The following is a 22,044-nucleotide window of genomic DNA, read 5'->3' on the forward strand; positions in this document are numbered from 1 at the left end:
CGGGGACAGGCGGGCGCCGCGTTCAGTTCCGTACGCCGTTGTACGGGACGTATCGAGGGGACTCCCCCGGGCCGCGTGGCCCAGGGGGAACCCGGGTGGTGCTCAGACCAGCAGGGACCGGTCCGTCGGGCGGATCGGGGCCGGCAGCGCGCTGGTCCCGGTCAGGAAGCGGTCGACTCCGCGGGCGGCGGAGCGGCCCTCGGCGATCGCCCAGACGATCAGCGACTGGCCGCGTCCCGCGTCACCGGCGACGAAGACACCGTCGACGTTGGTCGCGTAGCTCTCGTCGCGGGCGACGTTGCCACGCTGGTCGAGCTCCAGGCCGAACTGCTGGACCAGACCGTTGGACTGGTCGGTTCCGGTGAAGCCCATGGCAAGGGTGACGAGCTGCGCGGGGATGCGCCGCTCCGTGCCGGGCTTCTGCTCCAGCTTACCGTCCTTGAACTCGACCTCGACCAGGTGGAGGGCCTGGACATTGCCGTCCTCGTCGCCCTCGAAGTGGGTGGTGGAGACGGAGTAGACCCGCTCGCCGCCCTCCTCGTGCGCGGAGGTGACCTTGTAGAGCATCGGGAAGGTCGGCCAGGGCTGGTTGGCGTTCCGCTCCTCGCCCGGCTTCGGCATGATCTCCAGCTGGGTGACGGAGGCCGCGCCCTGGCGGTGGGCGGTGCCCACGCAGTCCGCGCCGGTGTCGCCGCCGCCGATGACGACGACGTGCTTGCCCTCGGCGGTGATCGGGGGAACGGTGAGGTCGCCCTCCTGCACCTTGTTGGCGAGCGGCAGGTACTCCATCGCGAAGTGGACGCCGTTCAGCTCACGGCCGGGGACCGGCAGGTCGCGGGAGACGGTCGCACCGGCCGCGATGACGACCGCGTCGTAGCGGCGGCGGAGCTTGGCGGCGTCGATGTCCTGGCCGATCTCCACCCCCGTACGGAACTTGGTGCCCTCCAGGCGCATCTGCTCGATGCGGCGGTTGATGTGCGACTTCTCCATCTTGAACTCGGGGATGCCGTAGCGGAGGAGGCCCCCGATGCGGTCCGCGCGCTCGTAGACGACGACGGTGTGTCCGGCCCGGGTCAGCTGCTGGGCGGCGGCGAGTCCCGCCGGTCCGGAGCCGATGACCGCGACGGTCTTGCCGGAGAGGCGCTCGGGCGGCTGCGGGGTGACGTCGCCGCTGTCCCACGCCTTGTCGATGATGGCGACCTCGACGTTCTTGATGGTCACGGCGGGCTGGTTGATGCCGAGCACGCACGCCGACTCGCAGGGAGCCGGGCACAGCCGCCCGGTGAACTCCGGGAAGTTGTTCGTGGCGTGCAGCCGCTCGGAGGCGGCCGTCCAGTCCTCGCGGTAGGCGTAGTCGTTCCACTCGGGGATGAGGTTTCCGAGCGGGCAGCCGTTGTGGCAGAACGGGATGCCGCAGTCCATGCAGCGGCCGGCCTGCTTGCTGATGATCGGGAGCAGCGAGCCCGGGACGTAGACCTCGTTCCAGTCCTTGACGCGCTCGGCCACGGGACGGGTCTGGGCGACCTCGCGTCCGGTGGTCAGGAAGCCCTTGGGGTCAGCCATGGGTCGCCGCCTCCATCATCTTCTCGGTGGTCTCCTGCTCGGAGAGACCGGCGAGCTCAGCGGCGTCCTTGGCGGCGAGCACTGCCTTGTACGTGGACGGGATGATCTTGCTGAAGCGGGCCACGGCGGTGTCCCACTCGGCGAGGAGCTTCTCGGCGACGGTGGAGCCGGTCTCCTCGTGGTGGCGGCGCACGACGTCGTGCAGCCACTGCTTGTCGGTGTCGTCCGGCTCCTCGACCGCGCCGAGGTTGCCGACGTTGACGTGGTCGCGGTTCAGGTCGATGACGTACGCGACGCCGCCCGACATACCGGCGGCGAAGTTGCGGCCGGTCTCGCCGAGGACGACGGCGTGGCCGCCTGTCATGTACTCGCAGCCGTGGTCGCCGACGCCTTCGGAGACGACGAGCGCCCCGGAGTTGCGGACGCAGAAGCGTTCGCCGGTGCGGCCGCGGAGGAAGATCTCGCCGCCGGTCGCGCCGTAGCCGATGGTGTTGCCGGCGATGGTGGAGTACTCGGCGAGGTGGTCGGCGCCCCGGTCCGGGCGGACGATGACCCGGCCGCCGGAGAGGCCCTTGCCGACGTAGTCGTTGGCGTCGCCCTCCAGGCGCAGGGTGATGCCGCGCGGCACGAACGCGCCGAAGGACTGGCCGGCCGAGCCGGTGAAGGTGATGTCGATGGTGTCCTCGGGCAGGCCCGGGCCGCCGAACTTCTTGGTCACCTCGTGGCCGAGCATCGTGCCGACGGTCCGGTTGATGTTGCGGATCGCGACCTGGGCGCGGACCGGCCGGGCGGCCTCGGGGCTCTCGGCGCCGAGGGCGTCGGCGGCCAGCTTGATGAGCTGGTTGTCGAGCGCCTTCGTCAGACCGTGGTCCTGCTCGACGATGCGGTGGCGGACCGCGCCCTCGGGCAGCTCGGGCACGTAAAAGAGCGGGGCGAGGTCCAGGCCCTGCGCCTTCCAGTGGGTGACGGCCCGGTCGGTGTCGAGGAGTTCGGCGTGGCCGACGGCCTCCTCGATGGTGCGGAAGCCCAGCTCGGCGAGGAGTTCGCGGACCTCTTCGGCGATGAACTCGAAGAAGTTGACGACGTACTCGGCCTTGCCGGAGAACCGGTCGCGGAGCACCGGGTTCTGGGTGGCGATGCCGACCGGGCAGGTGTCCAGGTGGCAGACGCGCATCATGACGCAGCCGGAGACGACGAGCGGCGCGGTCGCGAAACCGAACTCCTCGGCGCCCAGCAGGGCGGCGATGACGACGTCGCGGCCGGTCTTGAGCTGGCCGTCGGTCTGCACGACGATGCGGTCGCGCAGGCCGTTGAGCAGCAGGGTCTGCTGGGTCTCGGCGAGGCCGAGCTCCCAGGGGCCGCCCGCGTGCTTGAGGGAGGTGAGCGGGGAGGCGCCCGTTCCGCCGTCGTGGCCGGAGATGAGGACGACGTCCGCGTGCGCCTTGGAGACACCGGCGGCGACCGTGCCGACGCCGACCTCGGAGACCAGCTTCACGTGGATGCGGGCCTGCGGGTTGGCGTTCTTGAGGTCGTGGATCAGCTGCGCGAGGTCTTCGATGGAGTAGATGTCGTGGTGCGGCGGCGGCGAGATGAGGCCGACGCCGGGCGTCGAGTGCCGCGTCTTGGCGACCCACGGGTAGACCTTGTGGCCGGGCAGCTGGCCGCCCTCGCCGGGCTTGGCGCCCTGCGCCATCTTGATCTGGATGTCGTCCGCGTTGACCAGGTATTCGCTGGTCACACCGAAGCGGCCGGAGGCGACCTGCTTGATGGAGGAGCGGCGCTCCGGGTCGTACAGGCGCTCGGGGTCCTCACCGCCCTCGCCGGTGTTGGACTTGCCGCCGAGCTGGTTCATCGCGATGGCGAGGGTCTCGTGGGCCTCGCGGGAGATGGAACCGTACGACATGGCGCCGGTGGAGAAGCGCTTGACGATCTCGGAGGCGGGCTCGACCTCGTCGATGGAGATCGGGGCCCGGTCCGAGGTGAAGCCGAAGAGGCCGCGGAGCGTCATGAGGCGCTCGGACTGCTCGTTCACCCGGTCCGTGTACTGCTTGAAGATGTCGTAGCGCCGGTTGCGGGTGGCGTGCTGGAGGCGGAAGACGGTCTCCGGGTCGAACAGGTGCGGTTCGCCCTCGCGCCGCCACTGGTACTCGCCGCCGATCTCCAGCGCGCGGTGGGATGCCGCGATGCCGGAGGCGGGGTACGCCTTGGTGTGCCGGGCGGCGACCTCCTTGGCGATGACGTCCAGGCCGGCGCCGCCGATCTTGGTGGCGGTGCCGTTGAAGTACGTGGCGACGAACTCCTCGTCGAGGCCGACGGCCTCGAAGACCTGGGCGCCGCGGTAGGAGGCGACGGTGGAGATGCCCATCTTGGACATGACCTTCAGGACGCCCTTGCCGAGCGCGTAGATCAGGTTCCGGATGGCCTGCTCGGCCTCGATGTTCTCGATGAACGTCCCGGCGCGGACCAGGTCCTCGACGGACTCCATGGCGAGGTACGGGTTGACCGCGGCGGCGCCGTAGCCGATGAGCAGCGCGACGTGGTGGACCTCGCGGACGTCCCCGGCCTCGACCAGCAGGCCCACCTGGGTGCGCTGCTTGGTGCGGATGAGGTGGTGGTGGACGGCGGAGGTGAGCAGCAGCGAGGGGATCGGCGCGTGCTCGGCGTCGGAGTGCCGGTCGGAGAGGACGATGAGGCGGGCGCCGTCCTCTATGGCGGCGTCGACCTCGGTGCAGATCTGCTCCAGCCGCGCGGCCAGCGCGTCGCCGCCGCCGCTCACCCGGTAGAGGCCGGAGAGGGTGGCGGCCCGCATGCCCGGCATGTCGCCGTCGGCGTTGATGTGTATCAGCTTGGCGAGCTCGTCGTTGTCGATCACCGGGAAGGGCAGCGTGACGCTGCGGGCCGCGGCGGCGGTCGGCTCCAGGATGTTGCCCTGGGGGCCGAGCGAGGAGCGCAGCGAGGTGACGAGCTCCTCGCGGATGGCGTCCAGCGGCGGGTTGGTGACCTGGGCGAAGAGCTGGGTGAAGTAGTCGAAGAGCAGACGCGGGCGTTCGGAGAGCGCGGCGATCGGCGAGTCGGTGCCCATGGAGCCGAGCGGTTCGCCCGCGGTGCGGGCCATCGGCGCGAGGATGACGCGCAGCTCTTCCTCGGTGTAGCCGAAGGTCTGCTGGCGGCGGGTGACCGAGGCGTGGGTGTGCACGATGTGCTCACGCTCGGGCAGGTCGCTCAGCTGGATCTCGCCGGTCTCCAGCCACTCCTGGTAGGGCTGCTCGGCGGCGAGGGACGCCTTGATCTCGTCGTCCTCGATGATGCGGTGCTCGGCGGTGTCGACGAGGAACATCCGGCCGGGCTGGAGGCGGCCCTTGCGGACGACCTTGGCCGGGTCGATGTCGAGGACGCCGACCTCGGAGGAGAGGACGACGAGACCGTCGTCGGTGACCCAGTAGCGGCCGGGGCGCAGACCGTTGCGGTCGAGGACCGCGCCGACCTGGACGCCGTCGGTGAAGGTGACGCAGGCCGGGCCGTCCCAGGGCTCCATCATCGCGGCGTGGTACTGGTAGAAGGCGCGCCGGGCCGGGTCCATCGAGTCGTGGTTCTCCCACGCCTCGGGGACCATCATCAGCACGGCGTGCGGCAGCGAGCGGCCGCCGAGGTGGAGCAGCTCCAGGACCTCGTCGAAGGAGGCCGAGTCGGAGGCGTCCGGGGTGCAGACGGGGAAGATCCGGTCGAGCTGCGCCTGGCCGAAGAGGCTGGAGGCGAGCTGGGACTCGCGGGCCTTCATCCAGTTGCGGTTGCCCTTGACCGTGTTGATCTCGCCGTTGTGCGCGACGAAGCGGTACGGGTGGGCCAGCGGCCAGCTGGGGAAGGTGTTGGTGGAGAACCGGGAGTGGACCAGGGCGACCGTGGAGGCGAAGCGGCGGTCGGAGAGGTCCGGGAAGAACGGCTCCAGCTGCCCGGTGGTGAGCATGCCCTTGTAGACGAGGGTGCGGGCGGAGAGCGAGGGGAAGTACACCCCGGCCTCACGCTCGGCACGCTTGCGCAGGACGAACGCCTTGCGGTCCAGGACGATGCCCGCGCTCTCGCCGTCGGCGACGAAGACCTGGCGGAAGGTGGGCATGGTGGCGCGGGCGCCGTTGCCGAGAAGTTCGGGGGTGACCGGGACGTCGCGCCAGCCGAGGACCTTCAGGCCCTCCTGGGCCGCGATCTTCTCGATCGTGCGGACGGCCTCGGTGGAGTCGTCGGCGGGGAGGAAGGCGATGCCCACGGCATACGAGCCGGCCTCGGGAAGCTCGAAAGGGGTCTCGGCGCGCAGGAAGGCGTCCGGGACCTGGCAGAGGATGCCGGCGCCGTCGCCGGAGTCGGGCTCGGAGCCGGTGGCGCCGCGGTGTTCGAGGTTGCGCAGTACGGTCAGCGCCTGCTCGACCAGCTCATGGCTGGCCACACCGGTCAGAGTGGCCACGAACCCGACGCCACAGGCGTCGTGCTCGTTACGGGGGTCGTACATCCCCTGCTGGGCGGGGCGACCGTCCATGGGCGACCAGGCGTCGATACGCATCGGCTCTCCCGTCGTCGTCGTGGCATTTGCGGTGCCGAGGGACGACGTTGGCCCTCTGCGAAATTTCGTGCAGGTTACATGATGGGGCGCTTCTCAAGAAGCGGAAGACTTGTTCCAACATGCGGACACCGTGGTGACCGGAAGTGACTGGGTGACCAGAGGTGACCGGCTGACCAGGGGGTGGGTCGCTGTCGGAACGATCGGCGCCCGGGGAGTCGCAGAGAGCAGGCGTCGTTGCCTGCGGTGCTTACGGCTCTTGCCCGGCGGCACGGGAAACGAAACCACCGAGTAACGGCTACTTATGTGTAGCGCTGCATAGCGTCTCATTTTACGGTGGCGGGGCCGGTCGCGCCCAGTGGGCGGCGCCAAGACGTACGTCACACGCGTTGCGGGGCGGTTGCGCCGTTCGGGCGGCCCGGTTACGCCGTTCACCGGGCCGCCCGCGGGAGTCATCCGACGGCGACACCGAACAGGGTGCCGAGTCCGTACGTCATCGCGGCCGCCGCACCACCGAGGGCGAGCTGGCGCAGTCCGCTGAACCACCAGCTGCGGGCCGTCACCCGGGCCACGACCGCGCCGCAGGCGAAGAGGCCGATGAGCGCGAGCAGCACGGCGGGCCAGAGGGCGCTCGCGCCGAGGAGGTAGGGCAGGACGGGCAGCAGAGCGCCCAGCGCGAACGCGCCGAACGAGGAGACGGCGGCCACCAGCGGCGAGGGCAGGTCGCCGGGGTCGATGCCCAGCTCCTCGCGGGCGTGGATCTCCAGCGCCTGCTCCGGGTCGCGCGACAGCTGCCGGGCCACCTCACGGGCCAGCGCGGCGTCCACGCCCCGGGACTCGTAGAGCGCGGCCAGCTCGGCCATCTCGTCGTCGGGGTGCTTACGGAGTTCGCGGCGCTCGACGTCCAGCTCGGCCTCGACCAGTTCGCGCTGCGAGGCGACGGAGGTGTATTCGCCGGCCGCCATGGAGAACGCCCCGGCGGCCAGACCCGCCAGCCCGGTGATCACAATGGTCTGCTGGGAGACCGCGCCGCCGGCGACGCCGGTCATCAGGGCGAGGTTGGAGACCAGGCCGTCCATCGCACCGAAGACGGCGGGACGCAGCCAGCCACCGTTGACATCCCGGTGGGTGTGGTTGTCCCGGTGCGCCTCGTGCAGAACGGCGTCGGTCTCGATGATGGCCACGACTCACTTCTCCCCTACTGGGTACAACTTTCGACAAAGTCCAAGGTACGCCGTCCGAGCGTTCGCCGCCAGCAAGGCAAGGCTGACCTATACCCCCTCTGACCTGCGAAGAAAGGTCAGCCTCAGCTTTCTGGACCGTCATCCGCCTGGCCCCTTTCCCGGTGAATTCCGCCTCCCTTCGCGCTCCACGTGGGACAGATGCGGACAGAGCCCGGAAACGGACCCGGTCCGCCTCGGGCTCGGACCCGCCGGACGAGCGGAAGGGCGACGCGATGGACACGGCCACCGGCCACGACCGGGCCAGAGGCGCACTGCTGGGACTGGCGGTCGGGGACGCGCTCGGCGCCCCGGCGGAGAACCTGCGGCCCTCCGAGATCCGCCGCCGCTGGGGGCGTATCGAGGGGTTCGTGAGCGACGACCCGGCGGGCACCGACGACACGGAGTACGCGATCTTCTCCGGGCTGCTGCTGGCCCGGCACGGCTCCGCGCTCGACGTCACCCATGTGGAGCGGGCCTGGCACCACTGGATCGCCGATCTCGACGAGGGCCCGTTCCGGGGGGCCGGGTTCAGCGAGCGCGGCACGCTGGAGAACCTGCGCCGGGGCCTGGCCGCACCGATCTCGGCCCAGCACCGGCACGCCTGGAGCGACGGGCTCGCGATGCGGGCGGCGCCCTTCGGAGTGTTCGCGGCGGGCCGCCCCGCCGAGGCGGCCCGGCTGGTCGCGGTGGACGGCCGGGTCAGCCACGAGGGCGAGGGGATCTACGGGGGTCAGGCGGTGGCGGCCGGGGTCGCTGCGGCCATGGTCGGCTCGGGTCTCGCCTCGGTGGTCGCGGCAGCGCTCTCGGTGGTCCCGATGGACTCCTGGACGGCCCGCTCGCTGCGCCGGGCGGTGGCGGCGGCCCAGCGCCCCTACCCGGACCGCCTCACGATGGAACGGGCGGTGCGCTCGGCGGTGGTGATCGCCGGCTACCCGTGGACGGACCTCGCGCCGGAGGCGGTGGGCCTGGCGTTCGGGGCGTTCACGGCGGCGCGCGGGGACTTCCGGACAGCGGTGCTGACGGCGGTCAACATGGGCCGGGACGCGGACACGACGGCGGCGGTGGCGGGGTCGCTGGCCGGGGCGCTGCACGGGGCGAGCGCCATCCCGCCGGCCTGGGCGAGCGTGATCGGTCCGGTCCGGGGCAGCTGCCTGCCCTCGATGCGCGGCTACCACGTGCTGGACATCGCGGAACTGCTGACCCCGGACGACACGGAGGCGGCCACCCCGGCCGGGGCAACGCGGGAGCGGGGCGGTGGCCGCGAGCCGTCGGCCGTACGGGACATGGCGTCGGTGGCGGCGTCCTTCGAGCCGGGGCGGGAGGAGCGGCGATGACGACGAGGGCTGGGGGCACGGAGGGGGCGGGCCCCGGGGCCTGGGCGGAGGCCGTGTGCGGGACGGACGGGGTGCCGACGGCCCCCGCCCTCGGGGTCACGGAGACCGGGGCCCCGGGCCACACACCCGGCGACGCCGGGTCCGCCCGCGGCCGAGAGGCGGCGGTGACGACCGGGGCCGGAGCGGCAACCGCGTACCGGACGACCGGGGCGCCGACGGCCCCGACCCCCGGGACCGCACCCCCGCCCGGGATCACCGGGGCCCGCGAGCGGGCCCGACCGGGTGGAGGCGCGCCCCGAGCCGGCCGGCAGGGGCGCCGCCCGCCCGAGGAAGTGCCCCGCCCGGCCCCCGCCCCCTCCCGGCGTGCCCGGATCGAGGGGCTGTTGCTCGGGCTGGCTGCCGGGGACGCCGCCGGGTGGCCCGCCGCGCGGCATCGGGCGGCCCGGATGCCCGAGTGGACCCGGCGGCTCACCCGGGAGCTGGACACCTTCGCCGAGCAGAACGCGACCACCACGCTCCCCGTGCCCATCGCCCTCAACCAGCCGCCCGAGCCGCTGCGGCTCGGGCCGTCCGACGACGCCGAGTGGGCCGCGTTCGCCGCCCGCACGGTGCTGGCGGCGGCTGCCGACGAGGCGGACGGCCTCTCGTCCGGGCGCCGGATGCGGGACGCCGTCGACCGGGCCTGGAACGCGCTCGCCGCCACCGTCGCCGCCGCCAGCGCCCGGGCCCCCGAGGTCGAGGCGGCCGTCCTTCCGCTGCGGGCCCGGATCTCGGTGCGGGCCGGGCTCGGCAACCTGGCCGCCGGGCTCCGGCCGCCCGCCACCGGGCACGACAACCCGCACTACTTCGACGACGCCGCCTGCGTCCGCGCGGCCGTCCTCGCCGTGGTCCACCCGGGTGATCCGGCGGAGGCCGCGGCCCTCGCGGAGTTCGACGCCCGGTACACCCAGGACGGCGACGGGGTGCACGGCGCACGGGCCATGGCCGCCGCGATCGCCGTGGCGCTGGCCGGCGCGGACGTCGACACCGTGGTGAACGCCGCTCTCGACCGGCTCCCCGACGGCACCGAGATCGCCCGCAACGCTGTGCACGCGGTCCGCCTGGCCCGGGAGTTCGCGGACGAGCCGGCCGGGGCGTTCGCCCTGGTCCCGGTCCTGGAGCACCAGATCGTCGACCACGTCTACAGCTACGGGATCGCGGCCGCCGAGACCGTCCCCGTCGCCCTCGCCCTCACCACCGCCGCCCGGGGTGAGATCGCCCAGGCGATCCCGGCAGCCGCCTGCCTCTCCCGGGTCGCCGACTCCGCACCCGCCCTGGCCGGGGCGCTGACCGGGGCGATCGGCTCGATCACCGCCGTACCGGCGGGCTGGCGCGAGGCCTGCCGGACGCTCGCGGGCTGCGCGCTGCCCCGGCTCGCGGGCACGGACCTGATCGAACTCGCCGGGCTGCTGGCAGCCACGGAACCGGCCCTCCCGGGTGGACAATTCCGGCATGACGCCCACAACGGCCACAGCGCCGGCCGCCTCGACCCCGCAGACCTCCCCCTCCACCCCCGGACTCGATGACCGCTTCACCCGGGCCCTCGTCGGCGCGGCCGTCGGGGACGCGCTCGGCGGCCCGGTCGAGGGCTGGACCCCCGAGCAGATCGCCGAGCGCCACGGCGGCCGGGTGACCGGGATCGTCGGACCCTGGTACGGCGAGGACTGGCGCACCGCCCGCCCCATCGCGCCGTACCACAAGGGCGACGGGCACGTCACCGACGACACCTTGATGACCCACGCCCTGATCCGGGTCTACGAGAAGGTCCGCGGCCACCTCGACGCGTACGCCGTCGCCGACCATCTCGTACCGGATCTGCTGTCGCCCCGCTGGATCCCGGAGCTGGAGGCCGAGGCGCTCCCCCTCCAGCGGATCTTCCTGGCGGAGAAGTGGATCGTGGCCCGGCTGCACTACGGGCACGTGGACCCGCGCGAGGCCGGGGCGGGCAACATCGTCAACTGCGGGGCGGCGATGTACATGGCCCCGGTCGGCCTGGTCAACGCCGGCCACCCGGAGGCCGCGTACACCGAGGCGCTGGAGGTCGCGGCCCCGCACCAGTCGTCGTACGGGCGGGAGGCCGCCGGGGTCTTCGCGGCCGCCGTCGCCGCCGCCTGCCACCCGGACGCGACCCCCGGCACGGTGATCGACGCCGCCCTCGCGGCGGCGAAGGACGGCACCCGCTCCGCGATCGAGGCGGTCTGCGAAGTGGCCGCCGACCACGACGACTTCGAGTCCGCGCTCGCCCCGCTGCGGGCGGCCGTGGAGCCCTTCGACACGGTCGGCCCCGACTACCGCTCCCCCGCGCTCGGCGCCCGCCGCCCCTCCCGGCTGCACGCCATCGAGGAACTGCCCGTCGCGCTGGGGATGTTGCTGGTCGGGGACGGTGACTACCGGCGTACGGTGCTGGGTTCGGTGAACTACGGCCGTGACTGCGACTCCATCGCCACGATGAGCGGGGCGATCGCGGGCGCGCTGGGCGGTGAGATCCCGGCCGACTGGGCGGAGACGGTGGCGGAGGCGAGCCGCCTGGATCTGCACACCCCGGCCCGGGCGCTGGCGCAGGTGGCCCGGGAGGTCTTCGCCCGCGACCTGGAGCGGCGCGCGGCCCACGAGGAGGCGTTCACCGCGCTGGCCGGTGAGCGGTGAAGGTCGACCCGCCCCGGGCGCACACCGGAGACACGGACGTCCGCCCGACCCGGGCGCAGCCCCGGGACGCGAACGCCCACCCGACCAAGGCACAGCCCCGGGACGTGAACGCCCACCCGCCCGGGGCGCAGCCCCCGAACCCGCACTCCCCCCTGCCCTCGGCCCGGCCCGGAGCCCCCCGCGTCCGCCTCACCTGGGTGCAGCCCGAGGACCTGATCGGGCACGAGCTGCGGCAGGCCGCGCAGGACGGCCGGGACGCCCGGGAGATCGAGGAGCGGTGGTACGCGGCCGGGGGCTCCCCCGCCCCGGACCGCGCGGGCGCGTCCGAGCCGCCCGCACCGGCCCGGCTGCGGGCGCTGGCCGGTGAGCTGCTGGACGAACTCGCCACGCTGGAAACGCCGTCGGCCGCCGACGAGCCGACCGACCTGGACGCGATCGTGGCCGCCTGCCCGCACTGGCCGGGGCCGCCCGGGGCCCCGCTCGGCGTCAAAGACCGTACGCCCGTCGCGGACCAGGGCAGGCCGACCGCCGCCGCCCGGGGCCGGACGCCCGCCATCACCCCCGCCCGGTTGCACGCCGCCTGGCTCGGGCGGGCGGCGGGCTGCCTGCTCGGCAAGCCGGTGGAGAAGCTGCCGCTGACCGGCATCCGCGCGCTCGCCCGGGCCACCGGCAACTGGCCCCTCACCACCTGGTTCACCGAGCGCGGCGTGCCCGCCGAACTGCTGGCCGCCCACCCCTGGAACCGTCGCTCGGCCCCCACGTCGCTCGCCGAGAACATCGACGGCATGCCGGAGGACGACGACCTCAACTACCCCTTGCTCACCCTGCTGTTGCTCCAACGGCACGGGCGCACCTTCACCACCGCCGATCTGGCCCGGCTCTGGCTGGACGAGCTTCCGGCCGGGCGCACCTTCACCGCCGAGCGCATCGCGTACGGCAACCTCCTGGCCGGCGTCGACCCCCCGGAGACCGCCTGCCGCCGCAACCCGTTCCGGGAATGGATCGGCGCGCAGATCCGGGCCGACGTACACGGCTGGACCCACCCCGGCGACCCGGCCGGGGCAGCCGCCCAGGCGCACCGGGACGCGGCCCTCACCCACACCGGCAACGGGGTGTACGGCGCGATGTTCACCGCCGCCGCGCTCGCCGTCGCGGCCGGGGGCGAGAGCGATGTGCACGGCTGCCTCGCCGCCGGTCTGCGGGTGGTGCCTCCGCATTCGCGGTACGCCCGCGCGGTCCGGCTCGGCATCGAAACCGCCCGTGCGGAAAGGGAGTTCGACACCGTCGTGGACCGGCTGCACGCCGTCTACGCCGACACCCACCACTGGGTGCACGTGCTGCCCAACGCCGCGCTGCTCGCCGCCGCCCTCACCCACGCCGACGGCGACTTCACCCGGTCGATCGGCAACGCGGTCTCCGGCGGCTGGGACACCGACTCCAACGGGGCCACCGCCGGATCGATGGCCGGGCTGCTGGCGGGCGGGCCGGACGCCCTGCCCGCGCACTGGACGGCTCCCCTGAGGAACCGGCTCGCCACCTCCGTACCCGGCTTCGACCACACCGGCTTCGACACCCTCGCCGCACTGACCCACCAGGAGGCTCTGCGCCCATGACCCGCATCGCGGTGCTCGGCAGCACCCATATGGACCTCGTCGCCTACACGGCCCGCGCCCCCGGACGCGGTGAGACCGTCACCGGACGGGAGTTCCGGACGATCCCCGGTGGCAAGGGCGCCAACCAGGCCGTCGCCGCCGCCCGTGCGGGCGGCGAGGTGATGATGATCGGCGCGGTCGGCGACGACGCGTACGGGACACGGCTGCGCGACGGTCTCGAACACGCCGGGGTCGACACCGACCTCCTGCACACCGCCGAGGGTCCCAGCGGCACCGCGCACATCGTCGTCGACGACACCGGGTCCAACGCGATCGTGGTGGTCCCGGGGGCGAACGGCGTCGTCACCACACTCGGACCCGGGGAGATCGCGGCGATCGCCGCATCCGAAATCCTGCTGATGCAGCTCGAACTCCCCCTGTCCGCCGTCGTCGAGGGTGCCCGCGCGGCCCGGGCGCAGGGCGTGCGGACCATCCTCACCCCCGCCCCCGTGCAGCCCCTGCCCGACGAACTCGTCGACCACATCGACCTGTTGGTTCCCAATGAGCACGAGGCCGCCGAGCTGTCCGGGCAGGCCGAACCGCACGCCGCCGCCCAGATCCTGCTGCGCCGGGTGCCCGAGGTCATCGTCACGCTCGGTGCGAAGGGCTGCCTGTACGCCGCCCGGGGCGGGGAGCCGGTGCTCTTCGAGGCCCCTCCGGTGACCGCCGTCGACACCACCGGGGCCGGGGACACCTTCGTCGGGACGCTGGCCGTGGCGCTCGGCGAGGGGCGTCCGGTGGCCGAGGCGGTGGCGTTCGCGTCCTCGGCCGCCGCGCTCTGCGTCCAGAAGCCCGGCGCTTCCACATCCATGCCCTACCGCAGCGAGATCGAGGCCGAGGCCGTATGAGCACGACAGCAGGACCCCTGACCGGGCTGAAGGTCATCGACCTGGCCACCCTCTTCGCCGGCCCCCTCGCCGCCACCATGCTCGGGGACTTCGGCGCCGACGTGATCAAGGTGGAGCACCCCCGTAAGCCGGACCCCTCGCGCGGGCACGGGCCCGCCAAGGGCGGGGTCGGCCTGTGGTGGAAGCTGCTCGGCCGCAACAAGCGGACCCTGACGCTCGACCTGTCCGCGCCCGGTGGCCGGGACGTGCTCCTGCGACTGGCCGCCGAGACCGACGTCATCGTCGAGAACTTCCGGCCCGGGACGCTGGAGCGCTGGGGGCTGGGCCCCGAGGAGCTGCACGCCGTCAACCCGCGGCTCGTGCTGGCCCGGGTCACCGGCTTCGGCCAGTCGGGGCCGTACGCCCACCGCCCCGGCTTCGGGACGCTGGCCGAGGCGATGAGCGGGTTCGCGGCGATCACCGGGGAGCCGGACGGACCGCCGACACTGCCGCCGTTCGGGCTGGCGGACTCCATCGCGGCGCTGGCGACGGCGTACGCGGTGATGGCGGCGCTCGCCGGGCGGGAGAAGACCGGCGAGGGGCAGGTGGTGGACCTGGCGATCATCGAGCCGATCCTGACCGTGCTGGGCCCGCAGCCGCTCTGGTACGACCAGCTCGGCTACGTCCAGCCGCGCACCGGCAACCGCTCGCGCAACAACGCCCCGCGCAACACCTACCGCACCGCCGACGGCCACTGGGTCGCGGTCTCCACCTCCGCCCAGTCCGTGGCGGAGCGGGTGATGCGCCTGGTGGGCCGCCCGGAGCTGATCGACGAGCCCTGGTTCGGATCGGGCACCACCCGCGCCGAGCACACCGAGGAGCTGGACGGGGCGGTCGGCCACTGGATCTCCCGGCACAGCCGCGAGGAGGTGCTGAACGGCTTCGAGAAGGCGGAGGCGGCCGTCGCGCCGATCCATGACGTACGGGAGGTGATGGAGGACCCGCAGTACCGGGCGCTGGGCACGATCACCGAGGTCGACGACCCGGAGCTGGGGCCGCTGCGGATGCAGAACGTCCTCTTCCGGCTCTCGGAGACCCCCGGCTCCATCCGGTGGGCGGGCCGCCCGCACGGTGCGGACACCGAGGAGATCCTGGCCGGGCTCGGCCTCTCGGAGACGCGGATCGCGGCGCTGCGGGACCAGGGGGCGCTGTGACCGGCTGCGACACGCCCTTCCCGCCGCTGCCGGGGGATCCGTCGGCCGATCCCATCCGGCCGCCGTTGACCTGGCTGTACGTGCCCGGGGACCGGCCGGAGGTGGTGGCCAAGGCGCTGGGCTCGGGGGCGGACGTGGTGATCGTCGACCTGGAGGACGCCGTCGCCCCGGACCGCAAGGAATACGCCCGTTCCGCCACCGCCGAACTCCTCGGCGACCAGGTCACCGCCGCCCCCGACGCCGTACCGGTCCATGTCCGGGTGCACGGCGAGGTGGACATCCGGGCACTGGCGGGGCTGCCGGGTCTGGCCGCGTTCCGGCTGCCGAAGATCACCCATGCGGTCTCGGTGCACCATGTGGCGGCCGTGGCCCCGGGCGTACCGCTCTATCCGCTGCTGGAGTCGGCGCTCGCGATCGAGCACGCGTACTCGATCGCCTCGGCGCACCACGCGGTGCGGGGCATCGGCCTGGGCGAGGCGGACCTCCGGGCCGATCTGGGCGTACGGGAGGACGCCGGGCTGGACTGGCCGCGCAGCCGGGTCGTGGTGGCGGCCCGGGCGGCGGCCCTCCCGCCGCCGGTCCAGTCGGTGTTCCCGGACGTCCAGGACCTGGACGGGCTGTGGGCCTCGTGCGGGCGGGGGCGGGCGCTCGGGATGCTGGGGCGGGCGGCGATCCATCCGCGCCAGCTGGAGGTGATCGAGCGGGCGTTCCGGCCGACGGCCGAGGAGGTCGAGGCGGCCGAGCAGATCGTCGCGGCCTCGGAGGTGGAGGCGGGGGCGCTGGCGCTGCCGGACGGGAGGTTCGTGGACGCGGCGGTGGTGGCGTCCGCCCGCCGTACGATCGCGCTCGCCGGGCGGGCCTGAGACTGCGGGCCCGCCCGGCGAGCGGGAGGTGGTGCGGGGTGCGCCCGGGAAGGGCGCAGGGGGTCAGCCCTTCTCGGCCGCCGCTTCGGTGCTCTCGGCGGTGAGGCCCTTGCCCGGCTCGTCCTTGCCGAGCGGGTCCTTCTTCGCGTCGGCGTCCTCGGCGTCCTGCTCGGCGGCGTCCGCCTTCGCGGAGCCGTCCGCGCCGGAGTCCTTCCCGGGGGTGGTGTCGCGGTCGGGCTCGACGATCTCCTCGCGGCCCGGACGCAGTTTCGCGGAGACCACGATGTAGACGACGGCGAGGACGAAGACGATGATCGCGGTCCACACGTTCAGGCGGAGGCCCAGGATGTGGTGGGCCTCGTCGACGCGCATGTACTCGATCCAGCCGCGACCGGCGCAGTAGGCCGCGACGTACAGCGCGAACGCCCGTCCGTGGCCGAGCCTGAAGCGGCGGTCGGCCCAGATGACCAGCAGCGCCACACCGATGCACCACAGCGACTCGTACAGGAAGGTCGGGTGGTAGGTCCCGGCGACCCGGTTCGGGCCCTCGCTGATCTCCACCGCCCAGGGGAGGTCGGTGGGCTTGCCGTACAACTCCTGGTTGAACCAGTTGCCCCAGCGTCCGATGGCCTGCGCGAAGGCGATGCCCGGGGCCAGTGCGTCGGCCCAGGCGGGCAGCGGGATGCCCCGGCGGCGGCAGCCGATCCACGCACCGACGGCGCCGAACGCGATCGCGCCCCAGATGCCGAGGCCGCCCTCCCAGATCTTGAAGGCGTCGACCCAGTTCTCACCCTCGCTGAAGTACAGCTGGTAGTCGGTGATCACGTGGTAGAGCCGCCCGCCGACGAGGCCGAAGGGCACCGCCCAGACGGCGATGTCGGCCACGGTGCCGGCTTTGCCGCCCCGGGCGATCCAGCGCTTGTTGCCGAACCAGACAGCGACGAAGACACCGATGATGATGCAGAACGCGTAGCCGCGGAGCGGGATCGGGCCGAGCTCGATCACGCCGGTCGACGGACTGGGAATGGAGGCAAGATTCATGGCGGGGTCGACGCTACCTTGCCGGGCGGTGGGTACGGCAAGCCACCTGGCAACGTCTGGGTAACGAGGACCGCGTCAGGGGCGGCCGCGGAGCGCGGTCAGGAACCGGCCGCGGAGGAGGGCGCCACCGGGGCGGAGACCCCTTCGGCCGGGCTGGACGGGGCGGCGGACCCGTCGGCCGGTGCGGACCCGTCGGCCGGGCCGGACGGGGACGTGGCCCCCTCGGCCGGGGTGGCGCTGCCGGGCTTCTTGCCCTTGTTGGCCTCGGCGACCCACTTCTTCAGGTTCTCCGGGGAGATCTGCTCGTCGCCCTTGCCCGGGAAGACGGACTCCCCGTTGAGCAGCACCGTCGGCGTGCCCTGGAAGCCGCCCTCGCGGAACGCCGTGTCGGACTTCTTCACCCAGCTGTCGTGCTCGCCGTCCTCCACGCAGCCGCGGAAGTCCGGCGTGTCGAGCCCCTTCACCTCCCCGGCCAGCTCGATCAGCCGGCTGTTCCTGGCGAAGGCGTCGTCCGGCTCGGGAGGCTGGTTGCTGAAGAGGACGTCGTGGTACGGGGCGAACTTGCCGACGTCCTGGGCGCAGGCGGCGGCGTTGGCGGCGCGCAGCGATCCGGAGCCGCCGAGATTGCCGTCGATGATGGTGGCCAGGTGATACTCCACCCGGATCTGGCCGTCGTCGGCCAGCTCGGTGATCGTGTCCCGGAAGGCCGTCTCGAACTGGGCGCAGACCGGGCAGCGGAAGTCCTCCCAGATCGTGAGGGTGGACGGGGCGTCGGCCGCGCCGACCGGCAGGGTCAGGGCGGCTTCGCCGATCGCGCCCGACGGGGCGACCGCCGGGCCGGAGGCGGAGTCGCCGCCGCCGTCCTTGCCCGCGTTGGCCGCGATCAGGCCGACCACGGCGGCCAGGCCGAGCACCCCGACCACCGCCGAGGCGACGATCAGCGTCCGGCGGCGCTTCTCGCGCCCCTTCTCCCGCTCGCGCTGCTGGGCCAGGCGCTCACGCGCGCTTCTGTTTCCCTCAGGGATCTTGTCGCTCACACCCGGGGAACGAACCGGGGAGGCACCTCCGCGCCTCCCCGGTCCACAATCCACCCATTCGGGTGGTTCACGGGGTCAGCGCTTTCGAACACCTGCGGCGAGTTCGCCCGCCAGGGAGCGGACGGCGGCCAGGCCGGCGGCCTCGTCGGGGGCGTCGAGCATGGCCTTGACGAAGGCCGAGCCGACGATCACGCCGTCGGCGAATCCGGCGACCTCGGCGGCCTGTGCCGCGTTGGAGACGCCGAGCCCGACGCAGACCGGCAGGTCGGTGGTGGCGCGGGTGCGTCCCACCAGGTCCTGGGCCTGGGCGCCGACGGAGGCGCGGGTGCCGGTGACGCCCATCAGGGACGCGGCGTAGACGAAGCCGCTCCCGGCCGCCGTGATGGTGGCGAGGCGGGCGTCCTGGCTGCTGGGCGCGACGACGAACACGGTGGCCAGGCCGTGCTTGTCGGCGTGCTCGCGCCACAGCGCGGACTCCTGGACCGGCAGGTCGGGCAGGATGCACCCGGCGCCGCCCGCCTCGGCCAGCTCGGCGGTGAAGCGCTCGACGCCGTAGCGGTCGATGGGGTTCCAGTACGTCATCACGAGAATGGGGACGCCGGTGGCCTCGTACGCCTCGCGGACCGTGCGCATCACGTCGGCGATCCGGACGCCGCCGCGCAGGGCGATGTCGTCGGCCGTCTGGATGACCGGCCCGTCGAGGACCGGGTCGCTGTGCGGGAGGCCGACCTCGACGACGTCCGCGCCGCCCGCGACGACGGCCTTGACCGCTTCGATACCGCCGTCGACGGTCGGGAAGCCCGCCGGGAGGTAGGCGATGAGCGCCGCCCGGTCCGCGGCCTTCGCGGCGGCCAGGGTGGTGTTCAACAGCTCGATGTTGCCGCTCACTTGGCGTCCCCCTCGATCTCGGCGCGGTCGCTGTCGGCGTCCGCCTCGACGACGGCGTCGGTGTCGTAGAGCCCGAAGTAGCGGGCGGCGGTGTCCATGTCCTTGTCACCGCGGCCGGACAGGTTGACGAGGATCAGCCCGTCCTTGCCCAGCTCCTTGCCGAGGTCCAGGGCCCCGGCGAGCGCGTGGGCGCTCTCGATGGCCGGGATGATGCCCTCGGTGCGGGACAGCAGGCGCAGCGCCTGCATGGCCGCGTCGTCGGTGACCGCGCGGTACTCGCCGCGCCCGACGTCCTTGAGGTAGGAGTGCTCGGGGCCGATGCCCGGGTAGTCGAGCCCCGCCGAGATGGAGTACGGCTCGGTGATCTGGCCCTCGTCGTCCTGGAGGACGTAGGAGCGGGAGCCGTGCAGGATGCCTGGCTCCCCCGCGGTGAGGGTCGCCGCGTGCTCGCCGGTCTCCACCCCGTGCCCGGCGGGCTCGCAGCCGACCAGGCGAACGCCCTCGTCGGGGATGAAGGCGTGGAAGAGGCCGATGGCGTTGGAGCCGCCGCCGACACAGGCGACGGCCACGTCCGGGAGGCGGCCTGCGCGCTCCAGGAGCTGGCGGCGGGCCTCGACGCCGATGACCCGGTGGAAGTCGCGGACCATCGCGGGGAAGGGGTGCGGGCCCGCGACCGTACCGAAGAGGTAGTGCGTACGGTCCACGTTGGCGACCCAGTCGCGGAACGCCTCGTTGATGGCGTCCTTCAGGGTCCGCGAGCCGGACTTCACGGCGACGACCTCGGCGCCGAGCATCCGCATGCGGGCCACGTTCAGGGCCTGGCGCCGGGTGTCGATCTCGCCCATGTAGATGGTGCAGTCGAGGCCGAAGAGGGCGCAGGCGGTGGCGGTGGCGACGCCGTGCTGACCGGCTCCGGTCTCGGCGATGACGCGGGTCTTGCCCATGCGCTTGGTGAGGAGCGCCTGGCCCAGCACGTTGTTGATCTTGTGCGAGCCGGTGTGGTTCAGGTCCTCGCGCTTGAGGAAGATCCGGGCACCGCCCGCGTGCTCGGCGAAGCGCGGGACCTCGGTGAGCGCGCTGGGGCGGCCGGTGTAGTTCACCATCAGCTCGTTGAGCTCGGCGGCGAACGCCGGGTCGGCCTTGGCCTTGTCGTACTCGACGGCGACCTCGTCCACGGCGGCGACGAGCGCCTCCGGGATGAACTTGCCGCCGTACGCGCCGAAATAGCCCTCGGCGCTGGGGATCAGACCCTCGGGGTCCGGAATGAAGAACTCGGACGTCATGCGACGTGCTCCTTGGCATGGCAACGGGTGGGTTCACCGTATGCGCGGAGCGACGAGCGCCACCGGGACCGGCGTGCGGTCACGGCGGTGCGGTCGTACGTACGAACGTGCTGGGGGTGGTGCGGTACGTCGGCCGGGGCTCGCCTACTGCGCGGACCCCGGGCGCCATCGCATGCCGTTGACCTGGCCCGGCTCGTCCCCGATGACGTACCGCACACGCCGTCCGTGCACGCGCCGGGCGGGGGCGCGGCAGCCACGGTGCCAGAAGGGCGGCGCGCAGCGCCGGGGTTGGGGGTGGTGGCGGCAGCCGCGCGCCGGCGGGGCGTACGGGTCCCGCGCCGAGGCCCCGGCCGGGGCGAGGCCCGGGCGGGAACGGGGCACGGGACGGTCGGTCATCGTCGTCGGTCCCCCGGTCAGCCGCGGCCGTGGCGCAGCGCCGGGTGGGCGCCCGCGGCGACGAGGTCGGCGACGGCGGCGCGCGGGTCGCGGCCGGTGACCAGGGACTCGCCGACCAGGACGGCGTCGGCGCCGGCGTTGGCGTACGCGATCAGGTCGTGCGGGCCGCGGACACCGGACTCGGCGACCTTGACGATGTGGTCGGGGATCTCGGGTGCGACGCGCTCGAAGGTGGAGCGGTCGACCTTGAGGTCCTTCAGGTTGCGCGCGTTGACACCGATGATCTTGGCTCCGGCGTCCACGGCGCGCTCCGCCTCCTCCTCGTCGTGCGCCTCGACGAGCGGGGTGAGCCCGATCGACTCGGCGCGCTCGATGAGGGAGACCAGGGCCTCCTGGTCGAGGGCGGCGACGATCAGCAGGGCGAGGTCGGCGCCGTAGGCGCGGGCCTCCCACAGCTGGTACGAGGTGACGATGAAGTCCTTGCGCAGGATCGGCGTGTCGACCTTGGCGCGGACGGCCTCCAGGTCGGCGAGCGAGCCGCCGAAGCGGCGCTCCTCGGTGAGGACCGAGATGACGGACGCGCCGCCGGCCTCGTAGTCCGCGGCGAGCGCGGCCGGGTCGGCGATGGCGGCCAGGGCCCCCTTGGAGGGCGACGAGCGCTTGACCTCGCAGATGACGGTGACGCCCTCGCCGCGCAGGGCGGCGACTCCGTCCTTGGCCTGGGGGGCGCGGGCGGCGCGCTCCTTCAGCTCGTCGAGGCTGACGCGCGCCTGCCGCTCCGCGAGGTCGGCGCGAACGCCGTCGATGATCTCGTCGAGCACACTCACGCGAGCGGCCCCCTTCCGGAACGGTGATGAGGGAACAGGATCAGCCGTACCGATGGTATCCGCAGGAACGTCCAGGGCTCGCATCCGGCCACGCCGCGTCCCATTACCTGGGCATTTCAGGGGGCCAGCGCCGAGCCGAACGGCAGATTCCGGACGACGGTGAAGACCAGCAGGACGGCGCCCACGCCCCACCACCAGGCGGGTGCCAGGGCGATCCGCAGGGGCTGTCCGCGCCAGGCCCTCACCAGCCAGAGGACCCAGACGGCGGCGAAGAGGAAGTAGCCGGCGGTGGCGATCGCGTTGGCGGAGAACGCCGCGCCGAGGTCGCCGGTGACGAAGGCGTGGGCGCTGCGGAGTCCGCCGCAGCCGGGGCAGAACACGCCGGTCAGCTTGAGCAGGGGGCAGACGGGGTAGTGGCCGGGCTCGTTGGGGTCGACGGTGCCGACGTAGGCGAAGGCGCCGGTGACGGCGGCGATGATCCCGAGGGGCGTGCCAAGCCGACGCACCCGGCCCGACCGGCCCACCTGGCCCGGCTGGCCCACCTGGTCTTTCCGGCGCTCAAGGTTGCCTACCCAGCCCGTCCGGCGTTTGAGGACGGAACCGGCGCCGTGGGGTCCGTGCACCTGCGAGGCTCCTTCGCCCACGGGCCCTGTGGCCTCCGG

The 22,044-nt window shown here is 73.2% G+C and carries 17 protein-coding genes; 7 read left to right on the forward strand and 10 right to left on the reverse strand.

The features are described from left to right. Positions 1-102: 102 nt before the first annotated feature. The 3 genes from RNL97_RS07660 to RNL97_RS07670 all read right to left on the reverse strand — a co-directional run bounded on the left by RNL97_RS07660 (position 103) and on the right by RNL97_RS07670 (position 7,296). Entirely contained in the window at positions 103-1,563 is a 1,461-nt protein-coding gene (locus tag RNL97_RS07660) for a glutamate synthase subunit beta (protein ID WP_030583256.1), read from the reverse strand. Continuing rightward, a complete protein-coding gene (gene gltB / locus RNL97_RS07665; protein WP_030583259.1) occupies positions 1,556-6,115 on the reverse strand; it encodes a glutamate synthase large subunit in 4,560 nt (1,519 codons plus the stop codon). The genes RNL97_RS07660 and gltB overlap by 8 nt, the downstream gene beginning before the upstream one ends. Positions 6,116-6,564: 449 nt before the next feature. Then, entirely contained in the window at positions 6,565-7,296 is a 732-nt protein-coding gene (locus RNL97_RS07670; protein ID WP_313750509.1) for a VIT1/CCC1 transporter family protein, read from the reverse strand. Between the two features lie 272 nt (positions 7,297-7,568). Here RNL97_RS07670 and RNL97_RS07675 point away from each other — a divergent pair, with 272 nt between their 5' ends. The 7 genes from RNL97_RS07675 (at position 7,569) to RNL97_RS07705 (ending at position 15,910) form a co-directional block, all read left to right on the forward strand. Then, positions 7,569-8,669 (forward strand): ADP-ribosylglycohydrolase family protein, encoded by a 1,101-nt coding sequence (locus RNL97_RS07675; RefSeq protein ID WP_030583264.1) that lies wholly within the window; start codon positions 7,569-7,571, stop codon positions 8,667-8,669. A gap of 332 nt (positions 8,670-9,001) precedes the next feature. Beyond that, entirely contained in the window at positions 9,002-10,234 is a 1,233-nt protein-coding gene (locus RNL97_RS07680; RefSeq protein WP_030583267.1) for an ADP-ribosylglycohydrolase family protein, read from the forward strand. Further along, the gene (locus RNL97_RS07685; RefSeq protein WP_030583270.1) at positions 10,161-11,354 is read left to right on the forward strand and encodes an ADP-ribosylglycohydrolase family protein; all 1,194 of its coding nucleotides are present in this window, start codon (positions 10,161-10,163) and stop codon (positions 11,352-11,354) included. Before RNL97_RS07680 ends, RNL97_RS07685 begins: the two co-directional genes overlap by 74 nt. A 152-nt stretch (positions 11,355-11,506) precedes the next feature. Next, positions 11,507-12,967 (forward strand): ADP-ribosylglycohydrolase family protein, encoded by a 1,461-nt coding sequence (locus RNL97_RS07690; protein ID WP_030583272.1) that lies wholly within the window; start codon positions 11,507-11,509, stop codon positions 12,965-12,967. After that, a complete protein-coding gene (gene rbsK / locus RNL97_RS07695; RefSeq protein WP_030583275.1) occupies positions 12,964-13,854 on the forward strand; it encodes a ribokinase in 891 nt (296 codons plus the stop codon). Before RNL97_RS07690 ends, rbsK begins: the two co-directional genes overlap by 4 nt. Then, the gene (locus tag RNL97_RS07700; protein WP_030583278.1) at positions 13,851-15,047 is read left to right on the forward strand and encodes a CaiB/BaiF CoA transferase family protein; all 1,197 of its coding nucleotides are present in this window, start codon (positions 13,851-13,853) and stop codon (positions 15,045-15,047) included. Before rbsK ends, RNL97_RS07700 begins: the two co-directional genes overlap by 4 nt. After that, positions 15,044-15,910, forward strand: coding sequence for an HpcH/HpaI aldolase/citrate lyase family protein (locus RNL97_RS07705; RefSeq protein ID WP_243313782.1), 867 nt, complete (start codon positions 15,044-15,046; stop codon positions 15,908-15,910). The genes RNL97_RS07700 and RNL97_RS07705 overlap by 4 nt, the downstream gene beginning before the upstream one ends. Before the next feature lie 63 nt (positions 15,911-15,973). On the opposite strand, the gene lgt is transcribed toward RNL97_RS07705, so the two are convergent. The 7 genes from lgt to RNL97_RS07740 all read right to left on the reverse strand — a co-directional run bounded on the left by lgt (position 15,974) and on the right by RNL97_RS07740 (position 22,005). Continuing rightward, a complete protein-coding gene (gene lgt / locus RNL97_RS07710) occupies positions 15,974-16,951 on the reverse strand; it encodes a prolipoprotein diacylglyceryl transferase (protein ID WP_030583284.1) in 978 nt (325 codons plus the stop codon). A 98-nt stretch (positions 16,952-17,049) separates the two neighbouring features. Beyond that, positions 17,050-17,988 carry a DsbA family protein gene (locus tag RNL97_RS07715; RefSeq protein ID WP_313750510.1) on the reverse strand — a complete coding sequence of 313 codons (939 nt, stop codon included), beginning with the start codon at positions 17,986-17,988 and terminating at the stop codon, positions 17,050-17,052. Between the two features lie 75 nt (positions 17,989-18,063). Then, positions 18,064-18,876, reverse strand: a complete 813-nt coding sequence (gene trpA, locus RNL97_RS07720) for a tryptophan synthase subunit alpha (RefSeq protein ID WP_030583290.1) — start codon at positions 18,874-18,876, stop codon at positions 18,064-18,066. Beyond that, complete coding sequence (gene trpB, locus RNL97_RS07725) at positions 18,873-20,159, reverse strand: tryptophan synthase subunit beta (RefSeq protein ID WP_243313786.1); 1,287 nt, start codon at positions 20,157-20,159, stop codon at positions 18,873-18,875. The genes trpA and trpB overlap by 4 nt, the downstream gene beginning before the upstream one ends. A 144-nt stretch (positions 20,160-20,303) precedes the next feature. Continuing rightward, entirely contained in the window at positions 20,304-20,555 is a 252-nt protein-coding gene (gene trpM / locus RNL97_RS07730; protein ID WP_078652032.1) for a tryptophan biosynthesis modulator TrpM, read from the reverse strand. Positions 20,556-20,572: 17 nt separating this feature from the next. Continuing rightward, positions 20,573-21,382, reverse strand: coding sequence for an indole-3-glycerol phosphate synthase TrpC (gene trpC, locus RNL97_RS07735; protein ID WP_010064524.1), 810 nt, complete (start codon positions 21,380-21,382; stop codon positions 20,573-20,575). A 116-nt stretch (positions 21,383-21,498) separates the two neighbouring features. Beyond that, positions 21,499-22,005 (reverse strand): DUF2752 domain-containing protein, encoded by a 507-nt coding sequence (locus RNL97_RS07740; RefSeq protein ID WP_199814195.1) that lies wholly within the window; start codon positions 22,003-22,005, stop codon positions 21,499-21,501. Positions 22,006-22,044: the final 39 nt, after the last annotated feature.

Origin of the sequence: Streptomyces parvus (assembly GCF_032121415.1) — a bacterium.
Taxonomy (GTDB): Bacteria; Actinomycetota; Actinomycetes; order Streptomycetales; family Streptomycetaceae; genus Streptomyces; species Streptomyces globisporus_A.